Origin of the sequence: Pseudomonas sp. PDM20 (assembly GCF_014852575.3) — a bacterium.
GTDB lineage: Bacteria > Pseudomonadota > Gammaproteobacteria > Pseudomonadales > Pseudomonadaceae > Pseudomonas.
On record NZ_CM181224.1, the window covers coordinates 5,169,535 to 5,192,927 of the forward strand.

The 23,393-nt window shown below is 66.2% G+C and carries 21 protein-coding genes; 11 read left to right on the forward strand and 10 right to left on the reverse strand.

All coding sequences use genetic code 11. The features are described 5' to 3' along the window. Positions 1 to 175: 175 nt before the first annotated feature. Positions 176 to 1,102, forward strand: coding sequence for a DUF4344 domain-containing metallopeptidase (locus IB261_RS23795; protein ID WP_225605906.1), 927 nt, complete (start codon positions 176 to 178; stop codon positions 1,100 to 1,102). On the opposite strand, the gene IB261_RS23800 is transcribed toward IB261_RS23795, so the two are convergent. From IB261_RS23800 to IB261_RS23815, 4 genes are all read right to left on the reverse strand, one after another. Continuing rightward, positions 1,083 to 2,018 carry a glutathione S-transferase family protein gene (locus IB261_RS23800; RefSeq protein ID WP_081516095.1) on the reverse strand — a complete coding sequence of 312 codons (936 nt, stop codon included), beginning with the start codon at positions 2,016 to 2,018 and terminating at the stop codon, positions 1,083 to 1,085. The two genes, IB261_RS23795 and IB261_RS23800, sit on opposite strands and share 20 nt — an antisense overlap. Before the next feature lie 63 nt (positions 2,019 to 2,081). Continuing rightward, entirely contained in the window at positions 2,082 to 2,387 is a 306-nt protein-coding gene (locus IB261_RS23805; RefSeq protein ID WP_151188164.1) for a GIY-YIG nuclease family protein, read from the reverse strand. Next, positions 2,384 to 3,085, reverse strand: a complete 702-nt coding sequence (locus IB261_RS23810) for a glutathione S-transferase C-terminal domain-containing protein (protein ID WP_192381019.1) — start codon at positions 3,083 to 3,085, stop codon at positions 2,384 to 2,386. Before IB261_RS23810 ends, IB261_RS23805 begins: the two co-directional genes overlap by 4 nt. A 73-nt stretch (positions 3,086 to 3,158) precedes the next feature. Then, entirely contained in the window at positions 3,159 to 3,641 is a 483-nt protein-coding gene (locus tag IB261_RS23815) for a nuclear transport factor 2 family protein (protein WP_192381018.1), read from the reverse strand. A 123-nt stretch (positions 3,642 to 3,764) separates the two neighbouring features. Between IB261_RS23815 and IB261_RS23820 the strand changes: the two genes are divergently transcribed. Next, the gene (locus tag IB261_RS23820) at positions 3,765 to 4,721 is read left to right on the forward strand and encodes a GlxA family transcriptional regulator (RefSeq protein WP_192381017.1); all 957 of its coding nucleotides are present in this window, start codon (positions 3,765 to 3,767) and stop codon (positions 4,719 to 4,721) included. 132 nt (positions 4,722 to 4,853) lie between these two features. Here IB261_RS23820 and pcsA read toward each other — a convergent pair whose 3' ends face one another. The 5 genes from pcsA to IB261_RS23845 form a co-directional block, all read right to left on the reverse strand. After that, positions 4,854 to 5,570, reverse strand: coding sequence for a phosphatidylcholine synthase (gene pcsA, locus IB261_RS23825; RefSeq protein WP_138216157.1), 717 nt, complete (start codon positions 5,568 to 5,570; stop codon positions 4,854 to 4,856). Between the two features lie 245 nt (positions 5,571 to 5,815). Further along, positions 5,816 to 6,592, reverse strand: a complete 777-nt coding sequence (locus IB261_RS23830; RefSeq protein ID WP_024767156.1) for an amino acid ABC transporter ATP-binding protein — start codon at positions 6,590 to 6,592, stop codon at positions 5,816 to 5,818. 12 nt (positions 6,593 to 6,604) lie between these two features. Next, positions 6,605 to 7,702, reverse strand: coding sequence for an amino acid ABC transporter permease (locus IB261_RS23835; RefSeq protein WP_081516105.1), 1,098 nt, complete (start codon positions 7,700 to 7,702; stop codon positions 6,605 to 6,607). A gap of 10 nt (positions 7,703 to 7,712) precedes the next feature. Further along, positions 7,713 to 8,897 (reverse strand): amino acid ABC transporter permease, encoded by a 1,185-nt coding sequence (locus IB261_RS23840; protein ID WP_081516107.1) that lies wholly within the window; start codon positions 8,895 to 8,897, stop codon positions 7,713 to 7,715. A 116-nt stretch (positions 8,898 to 9,013) separates the two neighbouring features. Next, positions 9,014 to 10,042, reverse strand: coding sequence for an amino acid ABC transporter substrate-binding protein (locus IB261_RS23845; RefSeq protein ID WP_081516109.1), 1,029 nt, complete (start codon positions 10,040 to 10,042; stop codon positions 9,014 to 9,016). 513 nt (positions 10,043 to 10,555) lie between these two features. On the opposite strand from IB261_RS23845, the gene IB261_RS23850 reads away from it, so the two are divergent. The 9 genes from IB261_RS23850 (at position 10,556) to IB261_RS23890 (ending at position 22,320) form a co-directional block, all read left to right on the forward strand. After that, entirely contained in the window at positions 10,556 to 11,209 is a 654-nt protein-coding gene (locus IB261_RS23850) for an alpha/beta hydrolase (protein WP_192223972.1), read from the forward strand. 31 nt (positions 11,210 to 11,240) lie between these two features. Then, the gene (locus tag IB261_RS23855) at positions 11,241 to 13,133 is read left to right on the forward strand and encodes an acyl-CoA synthetase (protein ID WP_081516113.1); all 1,893 of its coding nucleotides are present in this window, start codon (positions 11,241 to 11,243) and stop codon (positions 13,131 to 13,133) included. A 151-nt stretch (positions 13,134 to 13,284) separates the two neighbouring features. After that, positions 13,285 to 14,223, forward strand: a complete 939-nt coding sequence (locus IB261_RS23860; protein ID WP_081516115.1) for a GGDEF domain-containing protein — start codon at positions 13,285 to 13,287, stop codon at positions 14,221 to 14,223. A gap of 76 nt (positions 14,224 to 14,299) precedes the next feature. Beyond that, positions 14,300 to 15,457 (forward strand): dipeptidase, encoded by a 1,158-nt coding sequence (locus IB261_RS23865; protein WP_151188171.1) that lies wholly within the window; start codon positions 14,300 to 14,302, stop codon positions 15,455 to 15,457. A 96-nt stretch (positions 15,458 to 15,553) separates the two neighbouring features. Further along, positions 15,554 to 17,104 (forward strand): ATP-dependent RNA helicase RhlB, encoded by a 1,551-nt coding sequence (gene rhlB, locus IB261_RS23870; protein ID WP_081516436.1) that lies wholly within the window; start codon positions 15,554 to 15,556, stop codon positions 17,102 to 17,104. 289 nt (positions 17,105 to 17,393) lie between these two features. After that, positions 17,394 to 19,352: a methyl-accepting chemotaxis protein gene (locus tag IB261_RS23875; RefSeq protein ID WP_192381016.1), complete on the forward strand. Its 1,959-nt coding sequence runs from the start codon at positions 17,394 to 17,396 to the stop codon at positions 19,350 to 19,352. 163 nt (positions 19,353 to 19,515) lie between these two features. Further along, positions 19,516 to 20,463 carry an ornithine cyclodeaminase family protein gene (locus IB261_RS23880; protein WP_192381015.1) on the forward strand — a complete coding sequence of 316 codons (948 nt, stop codon included), beginning with the start codon at positions 19,516 to 19,518 and terminating at the stop codon, positions 20,461 to 20,463. Between the two features lie 13 nt (positions 20,464 to 20,476). Then, a complete protein-coding gene (locus IB261_RS23885) occupies positions 20,477 to 21,607 on the forward strand; it encodes an NAD(P)/FAD-dependent oxidoreductase (RefSeq protein WP_192381014.1) in 1,131 nt (376 codons plus the stop codon). Positions 21,608 to 21,696: 89 nt separating this feature from the next. Further along, positions 21,697 to 22,320 (forward strand): helix-turn-helix transcriptional regulator, encoded by a 624-nt coding sequence (locus IB261_RS23890; RefSeq protein WP_081516125.1) that lies wholly within the window; start codon positions 21,697 to 21,699, stop codon positions 22,318 to 22,320. A 280-nt stretch (positions 22,321 to 22,600) separates the two neighbouring features. On the opposite strand, the gene aotJ is transcribed toward IB261_RS23890, so the two are convergent. Further along, a complete protein-coding gene (gene aotJ / locus IB261_RS23895; protein WP_081516127.1) occupies positions 22,601 to 23,377 on the reverse strand; it encodes an L-arginine-binding protein AotJ in 777 nt (258 codons plus the stop codon). Positions 23,378 to 23,393: the final 16 nt, after the last annotated feature.

Below are 23,393 nucleotides of genomic sequence, written 5' to 3' on the forward strand. Positions count from 1 at the left end.
CCTTTCTCGTGCATTGGGTGTTGTTCATGGGTGTCGTGCAAGGAGGGTTGGACGATAGACGCCCGCGCCAGACGCCTCAAGCGACCATCGCACAGTCTTCCGACAAAGCGCCCCGCAGCCCGCGCAGTATGGCTGCTAGAGTCAGATCAGGCGCCTCTCGCTCGCGGTGGTCGCCATGTCCGCCTTGCCTGCTTTCACTGCCGCTGCGTCTCCGCTCTCCGGGCATCCCCGGTTGCACTGCTCGTACTGGACACTGCTGTTGCTGCTCTGCACCCGTCTCCTGTTCGCCGACCCGACGCCCCCGTCACTGACGCCCAACGTCGCACGCTTCGTGCTGGCCAACGCCGAGTTCAGCGTGATGCACGAGATGGGGCATGTACTGATTGCCGAGTACGACCTGCCGGTGCTCGGGCGTGAGGAAGATGCGGCCGACCAGCTCGGCTTCATCCTGCTGTTCCACCTCTACGCCCGGTTGCCGCGCGACGAGGTGGACGCACGCCTGCTGGACATCGCCGATTACTGGCGACTGGAGTGGCAGACGCCCAAGCCGCCGCCGGACCAGGTGCTGGCCTGGGACAGTCACCCGCTGGACGAGCAGCGCTACTACAACATCGCCTGCCTGCTCTACGGCAGCGACATGGCGCGGCTGGACTGGCTGCCGCCGCTCACCGGTCTGCCCTATGAGCGGGCGGTCTACTGCGACCGGGAGTTCCGCCAGGCGAGCAAGGCGTTCGAATGGATCCGGCACACCCGGCGTACGTCCTCGATCCAGCACCACGCGGCCTGGCGCCTGAGCTGGGACCCGCCTTCGATGAACCCGGAGCAAGCCGGGCCGCTGATCGCCCTGCTGCGCGACGGCGATCACCTGCAGTTGATGGTCAACGAGGTCTTCCGCCTGTTTCACCCGCCGCGCCCGCTGAACCTGCGGCTGGTCAGCTGCGGCGCACCGGACGCCTGGTACAACAGCAACAGCGGGGAAATGGCGCTCTGCTACGAGCGCCTGCAGCACTTCCGCGAAATGGCCGAAAACCTGCCGCGCCTGCGTACGCCGGTGACGCGGCAGTGCCCCGGCCCGGCAGGACTCAGGCCGGGCGGATGCTGAAGCCGATACGCGGGAAGTGCACGTGGACGGTCCCGGCGCGCGGGTCTTCGCGGCGCAGGATCAGGCTTTCCAGCCCGGCGTGCAGCAGCTCGCCTTCCACCGGGTCGCAGCCGTAGTCGGTGGCAGCGATTACCACGCGCTGGCCGGCCTTGAAGCCGTTGGGATCGACGAAGGCCTCTTCCGGCAGTGCCGCTGGCTGGCTGTCTCGAGCCACGGCGATGGCTTGCTCGGCGCTCATCTCGCTGGCGGCACCGTGGCCGAAGCCCAGGACGCGGCCGAGCCAGGCAGCGACCGACGGGTAATCGTCCACCAGCGGCGCGGTGACCGGCGTGCCTTTGAGGAACCACAGGCAGTGCGCCAGGGCGAAATCGGCGATGGAGGGCTCGCCGAACAGGAAGTCGCCCTCCTCGCGGGCCAGTTGCTCCTCGACGCGGGCCATGAAGGCCGGCCACTGGTGCTTGGCCTGCTCGGCCGGCAGCTTGCTGGCGGTGCCGCCGCTGAACAGCTGGCTGCGGTCGGCGACGAAGGCCTGGAGGAACTGCGGCGGCAGCTTGCCGAAGCGCATGGCGATGGATTCGGGCTGGAACACCAGGCTGACGGCATGCTGGAAGATCACCGAATCGGCCCACAGGGCGAAGCTGGCCGAGGTGAATTCGTGGCCTTCGGGGAACAGCGCCGGCACGGCCTTTTCCTGCTCCAGGCGGCGGGCGATCAGCGCGGTGTCGCAGTAGATGTCGGCGCCGACCTGCAGCACCGGGGTCTTGCGGTAGCCACCGGTGAGGGCCATGAGGTCCGGCTTGGGCATCAGCGGCGGGATGGTCACCGAGCGCCAGGACAGCTGCTTGAAGCCCAGCATCAGACGCGCCTTTTCGGCGAAGGGCGAAGTCGGGTAGTGGTGCAGGATCAGCTCGGACATGGGGGGCTCCAGCGGCCGGAAGGTGGTCCGGCAGCTTAACCCTTACGTAGGACGACTCCTACCTCATCCCTCGGATAGGACGACATCCACGGCGCTGATGGTGAAGGGATTGGCCAGCACCAGGCGCTCCTTGGCCTTCTTGGTCAGCGCCTTGATCGCGCGCTCGCGGCGCAGGGCGTCGCCCTTGCCGGCGCAGGCCTCGACATAGACCAGCGCCTGGGCCGGGCTGGAATGGAAGAAGCGCGCGCCCTTGCCGGTACGATGGGTTTCGAAGCGCCGTTGCGCGTCGTCGCTGATGCCGCAGTACAGCGCGCCGTTCTCGGCGCGCACCAGGTAGACGAACCAGGGTTTGGGTTCGGCGGCGGTCACGACGCCCAGACCCGCGCCTGCATGCGGTCGCAGTAGGCGACCAGGCGCTCGTAGCTGCGCGCCATGTCGTTGAGCGGGGTTTCCAGGGTGCTGAGGATCAGGTTGGCCAGCACGCCGTAGGTCGCCGCATCGGCGCTGCACGGCTGGGCGCCGCCGAAGAACGGCAGGTCGCCAAGCATGCCGTCCAGGGCTTCGAGGTCGTCACGGGCGAAGCCCAGCAGCTCCTCGCGGCTGTGGCGCAGCAGGCCGCGGCCCTTGAGGTCGCCGCGAATCTTGCGCTGCAGCATCGCGCCTACCACCGGTCGCAGCGGCCCGGGCACGCCGCGGAACATCACGTCCTTCACCTGGCGGAAGCCCTGCTCGTCGAGCCAGCGGAAGTACACCAGCAACGGCACCAGGTGCTCGTCGCACAGACGGGTGATCGACACCGCCCAGCCACGGCCACGGGCATCGAGGCCGGCGTCGAGGTCGAATTCGTAGTACTGCTGCAGCGTGCGCATGATGATCGCCGTATCGGCGACGGCCTTGCCGTCCAGCGTAATGAACGGCAGCTTGCCCTTGGGCCCCTTGCGCGGGTCCATCACATGCTTGATCTGGTACTCCAGCCCGGCGAGGCGCAGGAAGGTCTCCAGCTTCAGGCAGAAGGGGCTGACGTTGGGTACGTTGAAGGCGGGCGGGAACTGGAAAAGTGTGATCATGGCGGCGTCCGGCTCTCAGTCGCCTGTCATTTAAGCCTATCCCGCCGCCACGGGCGAGCCCGAAAGCCCGCGATCAGGCCTTCCCCACCCGTTGTGCGCGGTACGCCGCCAGGCCTTTGGCGGCCTGGGCACGGATCGCCCCCTGCACCGGCGGCGCCCAACCCAGCAGGGCACCCTTGGCGCCGAGGGCCTGGCGGGACCATTTCCACAGATCGAAGCTGTCCACGTGCTGACAGATCAATCCGTCGCGGAAGTGGAAATGTGCCCGGATGTGATTGATCACTTTCCGACCAGTCTGGGTAAAGGTGTAGGACGCCACCCAGCGTGCCGAACCGCGCGTCTCATCGGCCTCGACGCCCTCGTAGGTCAGCGAGAAATCCTGGGCGCGGGCGGTGAGCATGCGCCACATGTCACCGGCCTCGGTGCCGCGCAGGTCGGTGAAGACCGGGTCGCTGAACTGCACGTCGGCGCTGTAGCAGGCGGCCATGGCCTCGCCGTCACGACGCTGGAAGGCCTGGTAGAAACGTTCGATCAGCTGGGCGTTGGGGTGGGCCATGGTGGGGCTCGTGTCAGGAGAGATGACGCAGTATCGGCGGTGGATCGACTGGACACGATTGGCAATATCGACAACATTATGATCAATAGCGCCACTTCCATCGACAGAGCAAAGCGAGACGCCATGTTCAGGATAGCCCTGTTCGTCTGCCCGCAAACCCTGTGTTCCAGCCTTGGCCTGGCCATGGACAGTTTTCACCTCGCCAACCGTCTGGCCGGCGAACGACGCTTCGAGGTGCTGCGGGTCAGCGCCGACGGCAGCCCAGTGGCGCTGCCCTTCGGCCGTGTGGAAGTGGAAGGCGGGCTCGACCTCGCCGCGCGCTGCGACCTGCTGCTGATTCCCGCCACCGGCGCGGATATCGACACCACCTTCGCTGCCAATCAGCCGCTGCTCGCCTGGTTACGCCGCGCCCCCGCCAGCGTGCAGCTGGGCAGCCTGTGCAGCAGCGCCTTCCTGCTGGCTGAAGCCGGCGTGCTCGACGAGCGCCGCGCCACCACGCACTGGGCGCTGGAAGCGGCCTTCCGCGAACGCTATCCCCAGGTGCGGCTGGACATCGACGCCCTGTGCACCGACGACCACGGCCGGCTCTGCTCCGGCGGCGCCCAGGCCGGGCTGGACCTGTGCCTGTACCTGATCGAGCGTCATGCCGGCGCCGCACTGGCGCGGCGCGCGGCGGCGACCCTGGTGTTCGAGCACGGGCGCGGCCGCCAGCGGCGCTTCACCCCGCTGCTGCCCGACCCGCTGCCCGCCGGCTCGCCACTGGAGCCGCTGCTGGCCTGGCTGGAAGACAACTACGCGCAGCCCTTCGACCTCGCCAGCCTGGCGCAGCGCGTGCACTGCTCCACACGCACGCTGTTGAGGCGCTTCCGCGAGCAGGTCGGGATGTCGCCGAACGATTACGTGCAACGCCTGCGCATCGCCTCGGCGCAGGAGGCACTGGGTGATCCGGGGCGTTCGCTGGAGCGCATCGCCAGCGATGTCGGCTATGCAGACCGGGCAAGCTTCGCGCGCTTGTTCAAGCAGGTGTGCGGGGAGACGCCGGGGGCTTTCCGGCAGCGGCTGATGGGGCGGCAGGCGTAAGACGTCTGAGAGGTGCAGGAACGTAGGAAGGGTGGAGCTTGCGATACCCATGCTGCTGGATGCATGGGTATCGATGGGTATCGCTTCGCTCCACACCATCCTACGTGGAAGCAAACCGCGATTCCGGCTCGGTCAGTTGAACCACTCCATGGCCGTGCGCCACACACAGACGCCGACGAAGTAGGCCGAAGCCACGAACCAAAGGCCGAGCAGCCAGGGCTGGTCCACCGGGTGCTGGAGGATCAGCAGCGCGCTGCTGAGCATCCAGACGAAGGTCACGGCGATGTTCAGCGGCATGAACTGGCGTACGCGGAAGGGGTGCAGGAACTTCATGCGGGTCAGGGTCAGCGCGGCCAGCACCAGCACGGTGACGAAGCTCACCCAGGGGTTCAGGTCGAGCACGAAGAAGTACACCGCCACCACGTTCCAGGCGGCCGGGAAGCCGACGAAGTAGTTGTCCTTGCTCTTCATGTTGACGTTGCAGAAGCAGAACAGCGAGGACACCAGGATCACCCCCACCGCCAGCAGTTCGGTGTGCACCGGCAGCGGCACGTAGCGGTAGATGAAGATCGCGGGGATGAAGACGTAGGTGAGGTAGTCGATCACCAGGTCCAGGGTGGAGCCATCGAAGTGCGGCAGCACCGCCTTGACGTCGAACTTGCGCGCCAGGGTGCCGTCCAGGCCGTCCACCAGCAAGGCCGCACCCAGCCACAGCAGGCAGGCCTGCGGCTTGTTGTCGACCAGCGCGAGAAGCGCGAGCAGCGCTAGGATGACACCGCTGGAGGTCACCGCGTGGGCGCCCCAGGCCTTGGCTTTGCTGAGGTTCAATGGCGATAGGATCAGGTTCACGTCGGCTCTCTTCCTTTGGACGGCGGATGCAGGGGAGCTACCTGAAACGGTAGCCCATCCCTGGCAAACCACTGCACATGGGAACACCGATGGGGCGGCCGAGTTCAGCCGGTTTTCCCGATGCGCACCTTGTTGCGGTGGAATCGGCAGCATACGCCGTTGCGGCGCTGGCTTGCCATCGGGGGAGACGAGCGTTGCAAGCAATCACCTGCCCCTCTCCCCAAGGAGAGGGGCAGGTTCGGATATCAGTGCAGGATCTGGCTGAGGAACAGCTTGGTGCGGTCCGACTGCGGGTTGTCGAAGAACTGGTCCGGCGGCGCCTGCTCGACGATCTCGCCCTTGTCCATGAAGATCACCCGGTTCGCCACGGTGCGTGCAAAGCCCATCTCGTGGGTCACGCAGAGCATGGTCATGCCGCTCTGCGCCAGGCCGATCATGGTGTCGAGCACCTCCTTGACCATTTCCGGATCGAGAGCCGAGGTGGGTTCGTCGAACAGCATGATCTTCGGCTTCATGCACAGCGCGCGGGCGATCGCCACCCGCTGCTGCTGACCGCCGGAGAGCTGGCCGGGGAACTTGTTGGCCTGCTCCGGGATGCGCACGCGCTCCAGGTAATGCATGGCGACTTCCTCAGCCTGGCGCTTGGGCATCTTGCGCACCCACATGGGCGCCAGGATGCAGTTCTGCAGCACGGTCAGGTGCGGGAACAGGTTGAAGTGCTGGAACACCATGCCGACTTCGCTGCGGATCGCCTCGATCTGCTTGAGGTCGTTGGTCAGCTCGGTGCCATCGACCACGATGCTGCCCTGTTGGTGTTCCTCCAGGCGGTTGATGCAGCGGATGGTGGTGGACTTGCCCGAGCCGGACGGCCCGCAGAGCACGATGCGCTCGCCTTGCTTGACCTCCAGGTTGATGTCCTTGAGCACATGGAACTGGCCGTACCACTTGTTCACACCCTTCATGGTGATCATCACGTGATCGCCGATGGCCGGCTGTGCGGTCTTGTTGGTGGCTTCAGACATGATGAATCGCTCCTAACGCTTGTGGCCCGTGTCCAGCTTGTGCTCCAGGTGCATGGAGTAGCGGGACATGCCGAAACAGAAAATCCAGTAGACGACCGCGGCGAACACATAGCCTTCGGTGGCCATGCCCAGCCAGGCCGGGTCCGCGGTGGCGCGCTTGATGCTATTGAGGAAGTCGAACAGGCCGATGATGATCACCAGGCTCGTGTCCTTGAACAGCGCGATAAAGGTGTTGACGATGCCGGGGATCACCAGCTTGAGCGCCTGCGGCAGGATCACCAGGCCCATGGTCCGCCAGTAGCCCAGGCCCATGGCGGCCGCGGCTTCGTACTGACCTTTCGGAATGGCCTGCATGCCGCCGCGCACCACCTCGGCGATGTACGCGGCCTCGAACAGCACCACCATCACCATCGCGCGCAGCAGCTTGTCCAGGTTCATCCCCTCGGGCAGGAACAGCGGCAGCATCACCGAGGACATGAACAGCACGGTGATCAGCGGCACGCCGCGCCAGAACTCGATGGTGGTGACACAGATGACCTTGATCGCCGGCATCTTCGAACGCCGCCCGAGCGCCAGCAGGATGCCCAGCGGCATCGCCCCGCAGATGCCGACCGCAGCGATCACCACGGTGAGCATCAGCCCGCCCCAGGCGCTGGTCGGCACGCTTTCCAGGCCGAGGAAGCCGCCGTGCAGCAGCCAGTAGGCCACGATCGGCAGCGCCACAAGGAAGCCCAGGCCGTACTTCACCTTGTACGCAAAGCGCTTGAGGAACAGCGGCGCCGCGCCGAACACCACGAACAGCACGGTGAGGTCCACCCGCCAGCGCAGTTCCTCGGGGTAGAAGCCATACATGAACTGGCCGAAGCGCGAGCCGATGAACACCCAGCAAGCGCCCTCGCGGGAGCAGTCGGCACGGGTGGCGCCGGTCCAGTCGGCCTTGATGATCGCCCACTCCAGCAGCGGCGGCAGGATCAGCCAGACCAGGTAGAGGCCGACCAGCGTCAGCAGGGTGTTGAACCAGCTGGAGAACAGGTTGCCGCGCAGCCAGGCGAGCACGCCGACGCTGCGCGCGGGGGGCGGCAGGTCGGGCTTGAAGGTATGAGTTGTCATGGATATCCCCTTACCGCTCGACCAGCGCGATGTGCTTGTTGTACCAGTTCATCAGCAGCGAAATGCTGATGCTGATGGCCAGGTACACGCTCATGGTGATGGCCATGGTCTCGATAGCCTGGCCGGTCTGGTTGAGCACCGTGCCGGCGAACAGCGAGACCATGTCCGGGTAGCCGATGGCGGCGGCCAGCGAGGAGTTCTTCGCCAGGTTCAGGTACTGGCTGGTCAGCGGCGGAATGATCACCCGCAGCGCCTGCGGGATGACTACCAGGCGCAGCGTCTGCCCCGGGCGCAGGCCCAGGGAGCCGGCGGCCTCGGTCTGGCCGTGGCTCACCGCCTGGATGCCGGCGCGCACCGTCTCGCCGATGAAGGCGGCGGTGTAGACCGACAGCGCGAGCACGATGGACACCAGCTCCGGGATCACCACCCAGCCGCCACGGAAGTTGAAGCCCTGCAGCACCGGCATGTCCCAGTGGAACGGCGCGCCGGCCACCAGCGACACCAGCCCCGGCAGCACGACCAGCAACGCCAGTCCACTGAGGAACACCGGGAAGGCCTTGCCAGTGGCATGGCGACGGGCCTTGGCCCACTTCCAGATCACCGCCCAGCCGACGATGGCCAGGATCACCGCGACGATGAACGGGCCGAGGCCGTCGGCGGCGATCGGCGCGGGCATCTGCAGGCCGCGGTTGTTGATGAAGAACAGGTCGCCGAAGCTGATGCTCTGCCGCGGGTTCGGCAGCGGGCCGAGCACGGCGAAGTACCAGAAGAATATCTGCAGCAGCGGCGGGATGTTGCGGAAGGTCTCGATGTACAGGGTCGCCAGCTTGCGGATCAGCCAGTTGGGCGACAACCGCGCCACGCCGAGGATGAAGCCAAGGATGGTGGCGAAGACGATGCCGATCACCGTGACCAGCAGCGTGTTCAGCAGGCCGACCATGAACACCCGTCCGTAGGTGTCGCTTTCGCTGTAGTCGATCAGGTGCTGGGAGATGCCGAAGCCGGCGCTGTGGTCGAGGAAGCCGAAACCGGACTGGATGCCACGGTGGGCGAGGTTGGTCTGGGTGTTGTCGAAGAGGAACCAGCCAACCGCCACGACGAAGATGACGGCGATGACCTGGAATGCCCAGCCGCGCACGACGGGATCGTTGAGCGATACCCCCCGCGGACGCTGGGCCTTGACGGAATTCTGCATGTAAGCCCTCTCGGAAGCGCGCCGGGCGACCACGGGCCAAGCCCGTGACCACCCGGAGGCTTCACGTCGTTCGAAACAGTCCGGCGCCCACACTCCGGGCGCCGGAGCGGGTCAGGTCAGCGCACCGGCGGTGCGTACTGCAGACCACCCTTGTTCCACTGGGCGTTGAGGCCACGCTTGATCTTCAGGTCGCTGCCGTCACCGACGTTGCGGTCGAAGATCTCGCCGTAGTTACCCACTTGCTTGACGATCTGTACCGCCCAGTCCTTGGGCAGCTTGAGGTCCTTGCCGTAATCACCCTCGGCGCCGAGCAGGCGCGCGACGTCCGGGTTCTTGGTGCTCTTGGCCTGTTCCTCGACGTTCTTCGAGTTGATACCCAGTTCCTCGGCGTTGAGCATCGCGAAGAGCGTCCAGCGGGCGATGTCGAACCACTCCTCGTCACCCTGGCGCACGGCCGGGCCGAGGGGCTCCTTGGAGATCACTTCGGGCAGCACCACGTAGTCATCCGGCGCCGCCAGCTTGATGCGCTGGGCATAGAGCTGCGACTGGTCGGAGGTCAGCACGTCGCAACGGCCGGACTCCAGCGACTTGGCGCTCTCGTCGGAGGTGTCGTAGGTGATGGGGGTGTACTTGAGGTTGTTGGAGCGGAAATAGTCGGACAGGTTGAGCTCGGTGGTGGTGCCGGCCTGGATGCACACGGTGGCGCCGTCGAGTTCCTTGGCGCTGGAGACGCCGAGCTTCTTGTTCACCAGGAAGCCCTGGCCGTCGTAGTAGGTCACGCCGACGAAGTTCAGGCCCATCGCGCTGTCGCGGGAGCTGGTCCAGGTGGTGTTGCGCGAGAGGATGTCGATCTCGCCGGACTGCAGCGCGGTGAAGCGCTCCTTGGCCGTCAGCGGGCTGTACTTGACCTTGGTCGAGTCGCCGAACACGGCCGCCGCCACGGCGCGGCAGACATCCACGTCGATGCCCTTGTACTGGCCCTTGGCGTCGGCATACGAGAAGCCGGGAAGACCGTCACTGATACCGCACTGCACGTAGCCTTTCTTCTTCACTGCATCCAGGGTGGCGCCGGCATGCGCGAGGCCGCTGATGCCGAACACGGCGGCGGTGGTCAGCACTGCCAGGGTGGATTTCACCATCTTCATCGATCTTCTCCGTTGCTTTTTTAGTGTTTTGGAGTCCCGGTTCCACCGCCGTACCCTCGTGAGGCACCAGCAAGACAACAAACGGGATGGAGACCTGAAAGTGAGTCTAGACGGCTTGCGAAATTTCCTTCGCCAGGCCGCGAACACACCTTCGAGCGCGCAGGTCTTGCACGCTGGAACGGGTCATCAAGGGATCATTGCGTGAAGGCGAAGGCCCGCCGCGCCGGCTGTTGACCGCAGCCGGCGCGGCGGGCCCTGAAGCAGCCCAAGGTTGTCGCGGCACCACTTCCGGTACAGCTTTCCGGATGGGGTCGGTAGAGTGTTACCGGAAGTGGGGCCGCACAGCCTGCCAGTAGCGATAGCAAGGGGCGTACCAGCCTAGGAACGTTCGTGCAAATTCGTGCAGTCAAGTCCCACAAGTTATGGCCATGCGACATCTTCTTGCATCGCCCTTCCTCCCTTTTTCCCACGCAGCGCCCCTTCCTAGAGCGCCTGCCCCATCCTGGAGCCTCCATGACCCAGCCCCTGATCCTCGAACCCGGCCAGAGCGCCGACTCCTGCGTCATTTGGTTGCACGGCCTGGGCGCCGACCGTTACGACTTCGAGCCGGTAGCACAGATGCTGCAGCGCAGCTTCACCTCGACACGCTTCATCCTGCCCCAGGCGCCGACCCGCCCGGTCACCGTGTTCAACGGCATGCCCGCGCCCAGCTGGTACGACATCCTCGCCATGGCCCCGGCCCGCGCCATCGACGACGCGCAGCTGGAAGCCTCGGCCGACAGCGTGATCGCGCTGATCCAGGGGCAGATCGACCAGGGCATCGCGCCCGGACGCATCATCCTTGCCGGCTTCTCCCAGGGCGGCGCGGTGGTGCTGCACACCGGCTACCTGCGCTGGGACGGCGAACTGGGCGGGGTCATGGCCCTCTCCACCTATGGCCCGACATTCAGTGACGACATAAAGCTGCCCGCTACAAAAAGACAACTGTCCGCCCTCTGCCTGCATGGCACTTTCGATGACGTGGTGACGCCGGCCATGGGCCGCGCCGCCTACGACTTCCTGCAGGCCAACGAGGTGCCCGCCCAGTGGCGCACCTACCCGATGAGCCACGAAGTGAGCAACGAGGAACTTGGCGATATCGGCGCCTGGCTGCGGGAACGCCTGTGATCCCCTGACCCTGCGGAGAACAAGAAGAAGCATGAACGCCCCGATCAGCAGCCTGCGTGACGTCGAAGCCCTGGAACAGGTCCCCCTGCAAGACCGCGACCTGCCGCCCAACACCTATGAACTGCTACGCCGTTCGGCGCAGCAGTATGGCCCGTCCACCGCCCTGAGCTTCCTGCTGCAGGGTTCGGCGGCGGAGGAACCGGTCAAGGTCAGCTACGAGCAGCTGTTCGCCCGCGTCACCCAGGCGGCGAATGCCTTCCACCGCCTTGGCGTGCGGCCGGGCACCGCGGTGTCGTTCCTGCTTCCCAACCTGCCGCAGACCCACTACGTGATCTGGGGCGGCGAAGCGGCGGGGATCGTCAACGCGATCAACCCGCTGCTCGATCCCGAGCACATCGCCGAACTGGTGCGCGCCGCCGATTCGCGCGTGCTGGTGACCCTGGCGCCCTTCCCGGGCACCGATCTCTGGAACAAGGTCGCCGGCCTGCGCGAGCACCTGCCGGAATTGAACGCCATCGTCACCGTCGACATCGCCAACCTGCTGCCCGAGCCACAGCGCTCGGCGATCAAGGCCGCTCGCGACGCGCTGCCCGAAGGCGTGCTGGACTTCGACGAACTGCTCGCCCAGTGCCCGGCGGACCACCTGGAAAGCGGCCGGGTGATCGGCCCGGACGAAGTCGCTTCCTACTTCCACACCGGCGGCACCACCGGCACGCCCAAGCTTGCGCCGCACAGCCATTTCAACGAAGTGGCGATGGCCGAGATCATGGGCCTGAACTCCGACTACGACGGCAACGACGTGCTGCTCTGCGGCCTGCCGCTGTTCCACGTCAACGGCGTGATGGTCACCGGCCTTGCGCCCTTCATGCGCGGCGGCGAGGTACTGCTCGCCGGTACCCAGGGCTATCGCAACCCGACGCTGATCCAGGACTTCTGGAAACTGGTGGAGCGCTACAAGGTCACCAGCTTCAGCGGCGTGCCGACCATCTACGCCGCCCTGCTGCAGGTGCCCAGCGAGGGTCGCGACCTCTCCAGCCTGCGCTTCGCCCTGTGCGGCGCGGCGCCCATGCCGGTAGAGCTGATCCGCCAGTTCGAGGCGAAGACCGGCCTGAAGGTCATCGAAGGCTACGGCATGACCGAAGGCACCTGCGGTACCAGCTGCAACCCGCGCGGCGGCGAGCGTCGGCCCGGCTCCATCGGCCTGCGCCTGCCCTACTGCGAGCTGAAATCGGTGGTCCTCGACGGCGACGGCCAGTACCTGCGCGACGCGGCCGTGGACGAGATCGGCAACATCTGCCTGCGCGGCCCCACCGTCTTCAAGGGCTACCTGCAGGCCAGCAAGAACAAGGACATCTGGGTCGACGGCGACTGGTTCAACACCGGCGACCTGGGCCGCATCGACGCCGACGGCTACATCTGGCTCACCGGCCGCAGCAAGGACCTGATCATCCGGGGCGGGCACAACATCGACCCGCAGATGATCGAGGAAGCCCTGCACCGCCACCCCGCCGTGGCCATGGCCGCCGCCGTGGGCAAGCCGTGCCTGAAGGCCGGCGAGCTGCCGGTGGTGTACATCCAGCTCAAGCCGGGCATGCAGGCGAGCGAAGCGGAACTGCTGGAGCACGCCGCGCAGCATGTGCCCGAGCGCGCCGCGGTGCCCAAGGACGTCTGGCTGCTGGACGCCATCCCGGTCACCGCGGTGGGCAAGACCTTCAAGCCGGCGCTGCGCCTGGATGCCATTCGTCGCGTGCTCGAGGACGAGACCCGGCACCTGTCCCCGGCACCGCGCATCGAGGTGATTGCCGATGACCGCTTTGGTCAGAAAGCGCGTCTTTTCGTTGGCGACCTCGACCTAGACTCACGCGCCGCCCTGGCCGACCGTCTGGGCGGTTACGCGGTGCACGTGGAGCTGCTGGAACACTGATGAAACACCCGGCCGACCGCCGGTCGGCCGGGTCTGGATGCGAATTGCCAGTAGTCAAATCTGACTAATACTGATGGCTCAATGTGCGAAGAGGACTACAGGGAGAGTCAGTCGTGCACATCATCAGCCGCTACCCGACGTCCGCCGCGCCATGAAAGCCGCGCAGTGGAAAGAGGACATCCGCCAACTCCAGCACTTGCGCCTGTTCCAGAACGTGGCCGCGGCCAACCTGCAGCAGCTGCTCAAGGATTTCCGCGCCTGCGAACTGGAGCGCGGCGAAATCCTGCTGTCGCCCTTCAACCGCAATCACTTCCTTTATATGGTCCTCTCCGGGCACCTGACGGTGTACCTGGGGTCGCTGGACAACCAGCCGGTGAGCACCCTGCATCCGGGTGACTGCGCCGGCGAGATCAGTTTCATCGACAGCGACCATCCTTCGGCCTATGTCGTAGCCAGCGAACCGACCACCGTCCTGCGTCTGCACCGCGAAGCGCTGATCGGCCTGTTCGAGCACTCCCCGCAGGTGATGCAGAACCTTCTCTCGGTGCTTTGCGAGCGGGTGCGCGAAGGCAACCGGATCATTCTCGACACCGAGCAGAACGCCAACATCGACACCCTCACCGGGCTGTTCAACCGGCGCTGGCTGGAGCACATCTACGACCGCGAGAGCACGCGCTGTGCCTTCAACGAGCAACCCATGTGCATGCTCATGCTCGATGTCGACCACTTCAAGAACTACAACGACGAGCACGGCCACCTGGCCGGCGACTACGCGCTGTGCCTGGTCGCCCATACACTGCGCAGCCAGCTGCGGCCCAAGGACAGCATGGCGCGCTATGGCGGCGAGGAGTTCGTCATCCTGCTGCCGGAAATCGCCATCGATGAAGCCCGGCGGATCGGCAATCGCCTGCGTCAGAGCCTGGAGCAGGTCGCCTCCTTCTACTCGCCGGTGGGCGTGCTGCCCGGCGTCACCGTGTCCCTGGGGCTGGCCGAGATGGACATCCAGGAAAACCTGCCGAGCCTGATCCTGCGGGCAGACGGCGCCCTCTACCAGGCCAAGCAGAAGGGCCGCAACTGCCTCTGCGGCTGAGGCCGCTTCCCTTCACCTGCCCTTCTGTTAGATTGCGCCCCAGCAAGAAAACCAATAACAAAGCTGGGAAGCTGACATGCGCAAACTGCTGATCATCCTGCTCGTCCTGCTGGCCGTTGGCCTGGGGATCTTCTTCAACCTGCCGGGCTACATGGACCGCAAGATGAACACCGTGGCCAGCCCGCCGCCCTACCCCGCCTCGCCGCAGGCCCAGGCGCTGCACCAGACCCTGTTCGTCGCCGACCTGCACGACGACGCCCTGCTCTGGGACCGCAACCTGCTGGACCGCCACGACCACGGCCACACCGACCTGCCGCGTCTGCTCGAAGGTCATGTCGGCCTGCAAGTGTTCTCCACCGTCACCAAGACCCCGCGCGGCCTGAACTACGAAAGCAACAGCGCCGACAGCGACAACATCACCCCGCTGGTCATTGCCCAGCGCTGGCCGGCACGCACCTGGAACAGCCTGCTCGAACGCGCGCTCTACCAGGGCGAACTGCTGGACAAGGCCGCCGCCGACAGCCAGGGCAAGCTCACCCTGGTGCGCAGCCGCGACGACCTCACCCGCTACCTCGCGGCCTGGCAGAAAGACCCGAAGCAGCTCGCCGCCGTGCTCGCCACCGAAGGCCTGCACCCGCTCGAAGGCAAGCTCGGGAACATCGACCGCATGTACGACGCGGGCTTCCGCATCATGGGGCTGACCCATTTCTTCGACAACGAAGTCGGCGGCTCCGCCCACGGCCTGAAGAAAGGCGGCCTGACCGCTTTCGGCCGCGAAGTCATTCCGCGCCTGGAAGACAGGAAAATGCTGATCGACCTGGCCCACGCCTCGCGTCCATTGATCGACGACGTGCTGGCCATTGCCAGGCGCCCGGTGATCGTTTCCCACACCGGCGTCGCCGGTACCTGCCCCGGCCCGCGCAACCTGACCGACGCCCACCTGCGCGGCATCGCCAACACGGGTGGGGTGATCGGCATCGGTTACTGGGACGGCGCGGTCTGCGAAACCTCGGTGGAGGCCATCGTCAAGGCCATGCGCTACGCCGCCGACAAGGTAGGCGTCGAGCACGTGGCGCTGGGTTCGGACTTCGACGGCGCGGTGAATGCACCCTTCGACACCACCGGCCTCGCGCAACTGACGCAAGGCCTGGCGAAAGCCGGCTTCAGCGACCGGGACATCGCCGCCATCATGGGCGGAAACGTCCGCCGGCTGCTGCTGGAGAACCTTCCGTAGCCCAAGTCAATAGGCAGAATGCCCGTGGCACTTCGCCCTGCGGGCATCTTGCATTACACTGGCGGCCGTTCATTCCTTAACCAGTACGAGACCAACGTGCTCAAAGCACTCAAGAAAATCTTCAGCAAGGGTGATGGCGAGCAGCCCGTCACCACGCCGGCAGCCCCCGCACCCGCTGCCTCCCAGCCCGCCCCGAGCGGCGAAAAGCGTCCGCGCAAACCGCGCAATCCGCGCCCCGAAGGCGACAACGGCGAGAAGCCGGCCCGCGGTCCGAAGAGCGACAAACCCCGCGCCGAGCGTTCCGACAAAGGCGAACGCGGCGAAAAACGCGAGCACGCGCCGAAGCACGAGCATGCCAAGGCCGAGGGTGCCGACAAGCCCCGCGAGCCGAAACCGCGCCGCGAGCGCAAGCCGCGCCCGCCGGTGGTGGACAACTGGAAGCTGGAAGACTTCGTGGTCGAGCCGGCCGAAGGCAAGACGCGCTTCCACGACTTCAACCTCGACCCGCGCCTGATGCACGCCATCCATGACCTGGGCTTCCCATACTGCACGCCGATCCAGGCACAGGTACTGGGCTTCACCCTGCGTGGCCAGGACGCCATCGGCCGCGCCCAGACCGGCACCGGCAAGACCGCCGCGTTCCTCATCTCGATCATCACCCAGCTGCTGCAGACCCCGCCGCCCAAAGAGCGCTACATGGGCGAGCCGCGTGCGCTGATCATCGCGCCGACCCGCGAGCTGGTGGTGCAGATCGCCAACGACGCCCTCGGCCTGGCCAAGTACACCGGCCTGAATGTCATGAGCTTCGTCGGCGGCATGGACTTCGACAAGCAGCTCAAGACCCTGGAATCGCGCTTCTGCGACATCCTGGTCGCCACCCCCGGCCGCCTGCTGGACTTCAACCAGCGCGGCGAGGTGCACCTGGACATGGTCGAGGTGATGGTGCTGGACGAAGCCGACCGCATGCTCGACATGGGCTTCATCCCGCAGGTCCGCCAGATCATCCGCCAGACCCCGTACAAGGGCGAGCGCCAGACCCTGCTGTTCTCCGCCACCTTCACCGACGACGTGATGAACCTGGCCAAGCAGTGGACCGTCGACCCGGCCATCGTCGAGATCGAGCCGGAAAACGTCGCCAGCGATACCGTCGAGCAGCACGTCTATGCCGTTGCCGGCAGCGACAAGTACAAGCTGCTGTACAACCTGATCGCGCAGAACGACTGGACCCGCGTGATGGTCTTCGCCAACCGCAAGGACGAGGTGCGTCGCATCGAGGAACGCCTGACCAAGGACGGCATCAGCGCCGCCCAGATGTCCGGCGACGTGCCGCAGCACAAGCGCATCAAGGTCCTGGAAGGCTTCCGTGAAGGCAAGATCCGCGTCCTGGTCGCCACCGACGTCGCCGGCCGCGGCATCCACGTCGACGGCATCAGCCACGTGATCAACTTCACCCTGCCCGAAGACCCGGACGACTACGTGCACCGCATCGGCCGTACCGGCCGCGCCGGCAGCACCGGCACCTCCATCAGCTTCGCTGGCGAGGACGATGCCTTCGCCCTGCCGCCGATCGAGGAACTGCTGGGCCGCAAGATCAACTGCGAAATGCCGCCCACCGAGCTGCTCAAGCCGGTACCGCGCAAGCACTGATCGCTTGTTGCACCAGAAGAAGGCGAAGCCACATGGCTTCGCCTTTTTTGTTTCCACCGGCGTTACCGCGGGTGACGAATTCCCCTTCCTAGAGCCTGCCATTCCTCCTGCCGGACCCGCTGGGACGACCGTACGGCATCCCCCCGCAAACAATGGCCACGCGCCATTACCCGCGCAATAGGCCTGCCCCCGGCCGTTTCTGCTCAGTTTTATTTACAGACGTAAAAAAATTCGCACGCTTCTTGCAAAGCACGCGAGAACAATTCCAAGAACTCGTCGGAATCCTCCCATGCCCTTGCGCGCCAAACTTGCTCTGAGTTTCCTCTCGGTCGGCCTGATCCCCGTGCTGGTGATGGCCATCGTGGTCTATCTCCAGGCCAGCCGTGCCCTCGAAGAACAAAGCCTGAACGCCCTGGAGGCGGTCGCCAGCATCAAGCAGCGGCAGTTGATGGACGCCTGGAAGGCCCGTAACGACCAGCTCAGCAGCCTCGCCACCAACCTGGGCAGTAACTACGCGGGCCTGGACAGCGAGTCCCTGGTGACCACCGCCAACTACGACCGCCCGGTGTTCGAGAACTTCATCAAGACCTTCGGCTACCGCGAACTGCGTCTGGTGGCCGGCGACGGCAAGGTGGTGTTCAGCCTCGGCCGTGGCGTCGACTACCAGCAGAACATCGGCGATCCGCAGTGGCGCGACACGCCGTTCGGCCAGTTCATCCGCAAGGCGCTGGACAGCGGCAAGGCCAGCATCAGCGACCTGGAGCAGGCGCCCAACGACCAGCAGCCGGTGCAATGGCTGGCCGCGCCGATCAAGGACAATGGCAAGCTGCAACTGCTGCTGGTGCTGGAACTGCCGCTCGCCTCGATCAACGAAGTGATGCAGAACCGCCAGGGCCTGGGCGACGACGGCGAGACCTACCTGGTCGGCGGCGACGGCAGCCTGCGCTCGGACTCGGTGCGCTTTGCCGATCACCACGTACGCCGCGACAAGGAAAGCCCCACCGCCCTGCCCGGCCAGGCCATCGAGAAAGCCCTGGCCGGCGAGCAGGGTCGTCTTTCCGAGACGGGCCTGAGCAACGAGCCGGCGCTCAAGTCCTTCGTCCCGCTGAACCTGGACGGCCTGCACTGGGCGCTGGTGGCGGAAATGGACCAGGACCAGGCCTTCGCCCCGGTGCGCAAGCTGATGTGGCAGATCCTCGTGCTCGGCGTGCTGACCCTGCTCGGCGTCGCCGCCGGCACCTGGCTGGTCAGCCGCAGCGTGATGCGCCCGCTGGGTGGCGAGCCGGCCAGCATGGCCGCCCTGGCCCAGCGCCTGGCCAGCGGCGAGCTGCGCCTGAGCGACGACGCCAGCGCCAGCAGCGGCCTGATGCAGGCCCTGCGCGAGATGACCACGGCCTGGCGCCAGGTGGTCGAGCGTCTGCGCCAGGCCAGCGAGGCCGTGGGTGACGCCAGCGGCGACATCCTCGACGCCGCCGGGCGCACCAGCCATCACCTCGACCAGCAGCAGGAAGCGCTGGAAATGGTGGTCAGTGCCGTCGACCAGATGGCCGCCACCGTGCAGGAAATCGCCGGCAGCGCCAGCCGCAGTGCAGACGGCAGCGCCGCCGCGCGACAAGCCTTCGTCGCCATGCAGGGCACCCTGCAACACATGATCGGCCGCCAGGACCAACTGCTGGTCGGCCTGCGCCAGGCCGATGGCGTGGTGCAGACCCTGGCCGGCGAGAGCCAGCAGATCGGCTCGGTGCTGGACGTGATCCGCTCCATCGCCGAACAGACCAACCTGCTCGCCCTCAACGCCGCCATCGAAGCCGCCCGCGCCGGTGAGGCGGGTCGGGGGTTCGCCGTGGTCGCCGACGAGGTGCGCAGCCTGGCCCAGCGCACCCGCAGCGCCACCGACGAGATCGTCGCCATCGTCGGCAGCCTGGGCGACTCCTCCGTCCAGGCGCAGTCGAGCATGACTGGCGCCAGCGAACAGGCCCATACCCTGGAGCAGGACACCCAGGCCGTGCTGGAAGCCCTCGGCGCGCTGGATGATTCGCTGCAGGGCGTGCATGCCATGGCCTTCCAGATCGCCGCCGCCGCCGAACAGCAGGCCGCCACGACCCAGGAAGTGAACCAGCACATGCACCGCCTGAGCGACATGACCGTGGAAAACCGCAAGACCGCCGCGCACACCCGCGACTGCGGCGAGCACCTGCGCCGCGTGGCCGGCAGCCAGGAAGAACTGGTGGCGCAGTTCAAGCTGTAAGTTGCGTCATTCCCTGTAGGAGCGGGCCCATGGGGCGCTCCTACAGGCCAGCACTACCGGCTTGAGCCCCGCGAAAACGCATACACCACCCGACCACCTACCCTTGCCGATCAAGACAATCGAGTCCAGAATGGAAAAATAAATCCACACCTGGAGTCTCACCATGTCCGCCGCCACGCCCTTCACCCTCAACCAGGCTGACGCCGAACGCCTGCTGGCACAGGTCGACGTGCTCCAGGCGATGCGCGACATGTTCGTCGAGCTGGCCGCTGGCAGCGCCGTGCAGCCGGCACAGCAACTGGTGGAGTTCCCCAACGGCGGTGGCGACTTCATCAACTACCTGGGCGTGCTGGCCTCGCAGAAGGTCTACGGCGTGAAGACATCGCCGTACATCGTGCGCCAGCCCAAGTCGCTGGTCACCGCGTGGAGCCTGCTGATGTCCATGGACAGCGGCCAGCCGCTGCTGCTGTGCGACGCCGGCAGCCTGACCACCGCGCGCACCGCCGCCACCACCGCCCTGGCGGTGCAGGAGCTCGCCCGCCCGGACGCCAGGCGACTGGCCATCGTCGGCAGCGGCCCGGTCGCCCGTGCACACCTGCGCTACGCGGCCGGCCTGCGTGACTGGCAGAGCATCCGCGTCTACTCGCCGAACCTGAGCGCCGGCGTACTGGCCCAGTTCGGCGCCATCGATTCCCGCGCCGAACCGGCCACCAGTGTCGAAGCCGCCGTGGCCGACGCCGACGTGGTGCTGCTGTGCACCTCCTCCGGCACCCCGGTGCTCGATCCGGCGATCCTGACCAAGCCGGCGCTGATCACCTCCATCAGCACCAACGTCGCCCGCGCCCACGAAGTGCCTCCGCAGTCGCTGGCGCAGATGGACGTGTACTGCGACTACCGCGCCACCACCCCGGCGTCCGCCGGCGAGATGCGCCTGGCACGCGACGAGCACGGCTGGGACGGTGCCATCCGTGGCGACCTGCCGGAACTGGTCAGCGGCCAGGCCGGCAAACCGGACTACCAGCGCCACGCCTTCTTCCGCTCCATCGGCCTGGGCCTGGAAGACGTCGCCCTGGCCAATGCGCTCTACCATCTGCAACACAAGAACGCCTGAGCCGGAGACGAACATGATCGAAGTCGACTTCCTCATCATTGGCGGCGGCATCGCCGGCGCCTCCACCGGCTATTTCCTCTCCCGCCACGGCAAGGTCGCCGTGCTGGAGCGCGAGTCCCACGCCGGCTACCACTCCACCGGCCGCTCGGCAGCGCTCTACACCGTCGCCTATGGCACGCCGCAGGTGCGCGCCCTCACCGCCGCCAGCCGCGCCTTCTTCGACAACCCGCCCGAGGGCTTCGCCGAACACCCGATCCTCACCCCGCGCGGGGAGATGACCGTGGACTTCGAAGGCAACGCGGAAGAGCTCCAGCGCCAGTTCGCCAGCGCCCGCGACAGCGTGCCGGAAATGCGCCTGCTGGATGCCGACGAAGCCTGCGCCATCGTCCCGGTGCTGCGCCGCGAGAAAGTCCACGGTGCGATGCTCGACCCCAGCGCCGCCGATATCGACACCGACGGCCTGCTGCAGGGCTATCTGCGCGGCATCCGACGCAACGGCGGCAGCGTGCAGCTGGACAGCGAAGCCCTGGAGATCAGTCGCATCGACGACGCCTGGGAAGTACGCTGCGCACAGCAGACCTACCGAGCGCCGGTGCTGGTCAACGCCGCTGGCAGCTGGTCCGACAAGATCGCCGAACTGGCCGGCGCCACTCCCCTGGGCCTCACGCCCAAGCGTCGCGCCGCCTTCCTGTTCAGCCCGCCGGAGGGTGTCGACAGCCACGCCTGGCCGGTGCTGGTGAGCCTGGATGAATCCTTCTACTTCAAGCCCGATGCCGGCATGCTGCTCGGCTCGCCGGCCAACGCCGACCCGGTGGAGCCCCACGACGTGCAGCCCGAAGAGCTGGACATCGCCCTGGGCATCTACCAGATCGAGGAGCACACCACCCTCAGCATCCGCCGCCCGAGCCACACCTGGGCGGGCCTGCGTTCGTTCTTCGCCGATGGCGACCTGGTGTCCGGCTATGACCCGGCCACACCCGGCCTGTACTGGGTCGCAGGGCAAGGCGGCTATGGCATCCAGACCTCGGCGGCGATGGGCGAGGCCAGCGCCGCGCTGATCCGCCGCGAGGCCCTGCCCGAGCACCTCACCCGCCATGGCCTCACCGCCGAAATGCTGTCCCCGGCGCGCCTGCTGGCCGAGTGAGCCGTCGTTCGTGACAGCCTGCGGGCGCTTGCGGCACACTCGCCAGCGCCCGTGCCATCGCCCGCCTAATCGCCCCGAGAGCCTTGCCCATGACCGCCGCTGATCCGCTGGACAACTACAAGGCCATCGCCGACGCCATCGCCGCGCTGTTCTTCCCCCACGCCGAAGTGGTCATCCACGACCTGCGCAACCAGCGCGTGGCCTACCTGGCGAATAACATCTCCAAACGCGAGATCGGCGACGACTCGGCGCTGGAAGACATGCTCGAAGGCGGCAGCGAGGAGCGCAACATCGGTCCCTACGAGAAACTCAACTGGGACGGCCAGAAGATCCGCTCCATCAGCACCGTGCTGCGCGACGGCAAGGGCGAACCCCTGGCGGTGTTGTGCATCAACCTCAACATCACCCTGTTCGAGACCGCCAAGGCGGCGCTCGACCTGTTCCTCTCCTCCAGCAAGGTCATCCCGCAACCGGACGCGCTGTTCCGCGACGACTGGCAGGAGCGCATCAACACCTTCCTGCACGGCTGGCTGCAGCAGCGCCAGCTGAGCCTCTCCACCCTCAGCCGCGACCACAAGCGCGAACTGGTCCTGGCGCTGCATGCCGAGGGCGCGTTCAAGGGCAAGAGCGCGGCGAACTACGTGGCCAACGTCCTGAACATGGGCCGCGCGACGGTGTACAAGCACCTGAAGGAGTTGAAGGAGGAGGTCTGAGCAGTAAGCCCTGACTCCGACTTCCCCGGCGAACACTTGCGTAGGATGGGTGGAGCGCAGCGATACCCATGCTGACGGTGCACGGGAATTGATGGGTATCGCTTCGCTCCACCCCATCCTACGTTCGTGCTCCGCCGCGATTTCGGTGGAGATGGGAAGTCCGCTCCCACGGGGAAATACCGTGTCAGGCGGATTGCGAGCAAGGACTGGGCATCCCCCTCGATCCTACGCAAAGTAAAAGGCCGCCCGAAGGCGGCCTTTTCCATGACTCGGCGGAGGATCAATCGCCGTAGATATCGCTCTTGAAGTACTTGCCCTCGATGGCCTTGTACTTGCCATTGGCGCGCAGCGCGTCGATGGCGGCGTTGAGCTGGCCGACCAGCTCGGTGTTGCCCTTGCGCACTGCAATACCAGCGCCCTCGCCGAAGTATTTCGGGTCCTTGAACTCCGGCCCGATGAAGGCGAAGCCCTTGCCGCGCGGGGTTTCCAGGAAACCGATCTCCAGCGGGATGGAGTCGGCAAAGGTACCGTCCAGGCGGCCCGCCAGCAGGTCCAGGTAGATCTCGTCCTGGCTGGTGTAGCGCACCACGTTGGCGCCGGCCTTGCCCAGTACCTCGGTGGCGAAGCGGTCAGCCGTGGAGCCGCGCTGCACGCCGATGTTCTTGCCCTTGAGCTGGCTGAACTGCTCGTCCAGCTGCGAGCCTTCCTTCATCACCAGGCGGCCCGGGGTGAAGTAGTACTTGTGGGTGAAGTCCACCGAGTGCTTGCGCTCTTCGGTGATGGTGATGGAGGACAGTGCGGCGTCGATCTTGCGCACTTTCAACGAGGGGATCAGGCCGTCGTATTCCTGCTCGACCCACTGGCACTTGCGCTTCATCTCTTCGCACAGCGCATTGCCGATGTCGTAGTCGAAGCCGGCGATGCCGCCTTCCGGGGTCTTGTAGGCGAAGGGCGGGTAGGCGGCTTCGATGCCGATGCGCAGCGGCTTGTCGTCGGCGTGGGAGAAGGTGGCGAAGGCGGCCAGCATCAGGCCGCCCAGCAGGGCTTTGCGATTCATCGATGAACTCCGTTGT

Excerpts from the sequence above, each read along its gene's own strand:
- IB261_RS23795 (WP_225605906.1), top strand. The coding sequence starts at position 176 with ATGTCCGCCTTGCCTGCTTTCACTGCCGCTGCGTCTCCGCTCTCCGGG.
- IB261_RS23800 (WP_081516095.1), bottom strand. The coding sequence starts at position 2,018 with ATGTCCGAGCTGATCCTGCACCACTACCCGACTTCGCCCTTCGCCGAA.
- IB261_RS23810 (WP_192381019.1), bottom strand. The coding sequence starts at position 3,085 with ATGATCACACTTTTCCAGTTCCCGCCCGCCTTCAACGTACCCAACGTC.
- IB261_RS23815 (WP_192381018.1), bottom strand. The coding sequence starts at position 3,641 with ATGGCCCACCCCAACGCCCAGCTGATCGAACGTTTCTACCAGGCCTTC.
- IB261_RS23820 (WP_192381017.1), top strand. The coding sequence starts at position 3,765 with ATGTTCAGGATAGCCCTGTTCGTCTGCCCGCAAACCCTGTGTTCCAGC.
- IB261_RS23830 (WP_024767156.1), bottom strand. The coding sequence starts at position 6,592 with ATGTCTGAAGCCACCAACAAGACCGCACAGCCGGCCATCGGCGATCAC.
- IB261_RS23835 (WP_081516105.1), bottom strand. The coding sequence starts at position 7,702 with ATGACAACTCATACCTTCAAGCCCGACCTGCCGCCCCCCGCGCGCAGC.
- IB261_RS23840 (WP_081516107.1), bottom strand. The coding sequence starts at position 8,897 with ATGCAGAATTCCGTCAAGGCCCAGCGTCCGCGGGGGGTATCGCTCAAC.
- IB261_RS23845 (WP_081516109.1), bottom strand. The coding sequence starts at position 10,042 with ATGAAGATGGTGAAATCCACCCTGGCAGTGCTGACCACCGCCGCCGTG.
- IB261_RS23850 (WP_192223972.1), top strand. The coding sequence starts at position 10,556 with ATGACCCAGCCCCTGATCCTCGAACCCGGCCAGAGCGCCGACTCCTGC.
- IB261_RS23855 (WP_081516113.1), top strand. The coding sequence starts at position 11,241 with ATGAACGCCCCGATCAGCAGCCTGCGTGACGTCGAAGCCCTGGAACAG.
- IB261_RS23860 (WP_081516115.1), top strand. The coding sequence starts at position 13,285 with ATGAAAGCCGCGCAGTGGAAAGAGGACATCCGCCAACTCCAGCACTTG.
- IB261_RS23865 (WP_151188171.1), top strand. The coding sequence starts at position 14,300 with ATGCGCAAACTGCTGATCATCCTGCTCGTCCTGCTGGCCGTTGGCCTG.
- IB261_RS23875 (WP_192381016.1), top strand. The coding sequence starts at position 17,394 with ATGCCCTTGCGCGCCAAACTTGCTCTGAGTTTCCTCTCGGTCGGCCTG.
- IB261_RS23880 (WP_192381015.1), top strand. The coding sequence starts at position 19,516 with ATGTCCGCCGCCACGCCCTTCACCCTCAACCAGGCTGACGCCGAACGC.
- IB261_RS23885 (WP_192381014.1), top strand. The coding sequence starts at position 20,477 with ATGATCGAAGTCGACTTCCTCATCATTGGCGGCGGCATCGCCGGCGCC.
- IB261_RS23890 (WP_081516125.1), top strand. The coding sequence starts at position 21,697 with ATGACCGCCGCTGATCCGCTGGACAACTACAAGGCCATCGCCGACGCC.
- aotJ (WP_081516127.1), bottom strand. The coding sequence starts at position 23,377 with ATGAATCGCAAAGCCCTGCTGGGCGGCCTGATGCTGGCCGCCTTCGCC.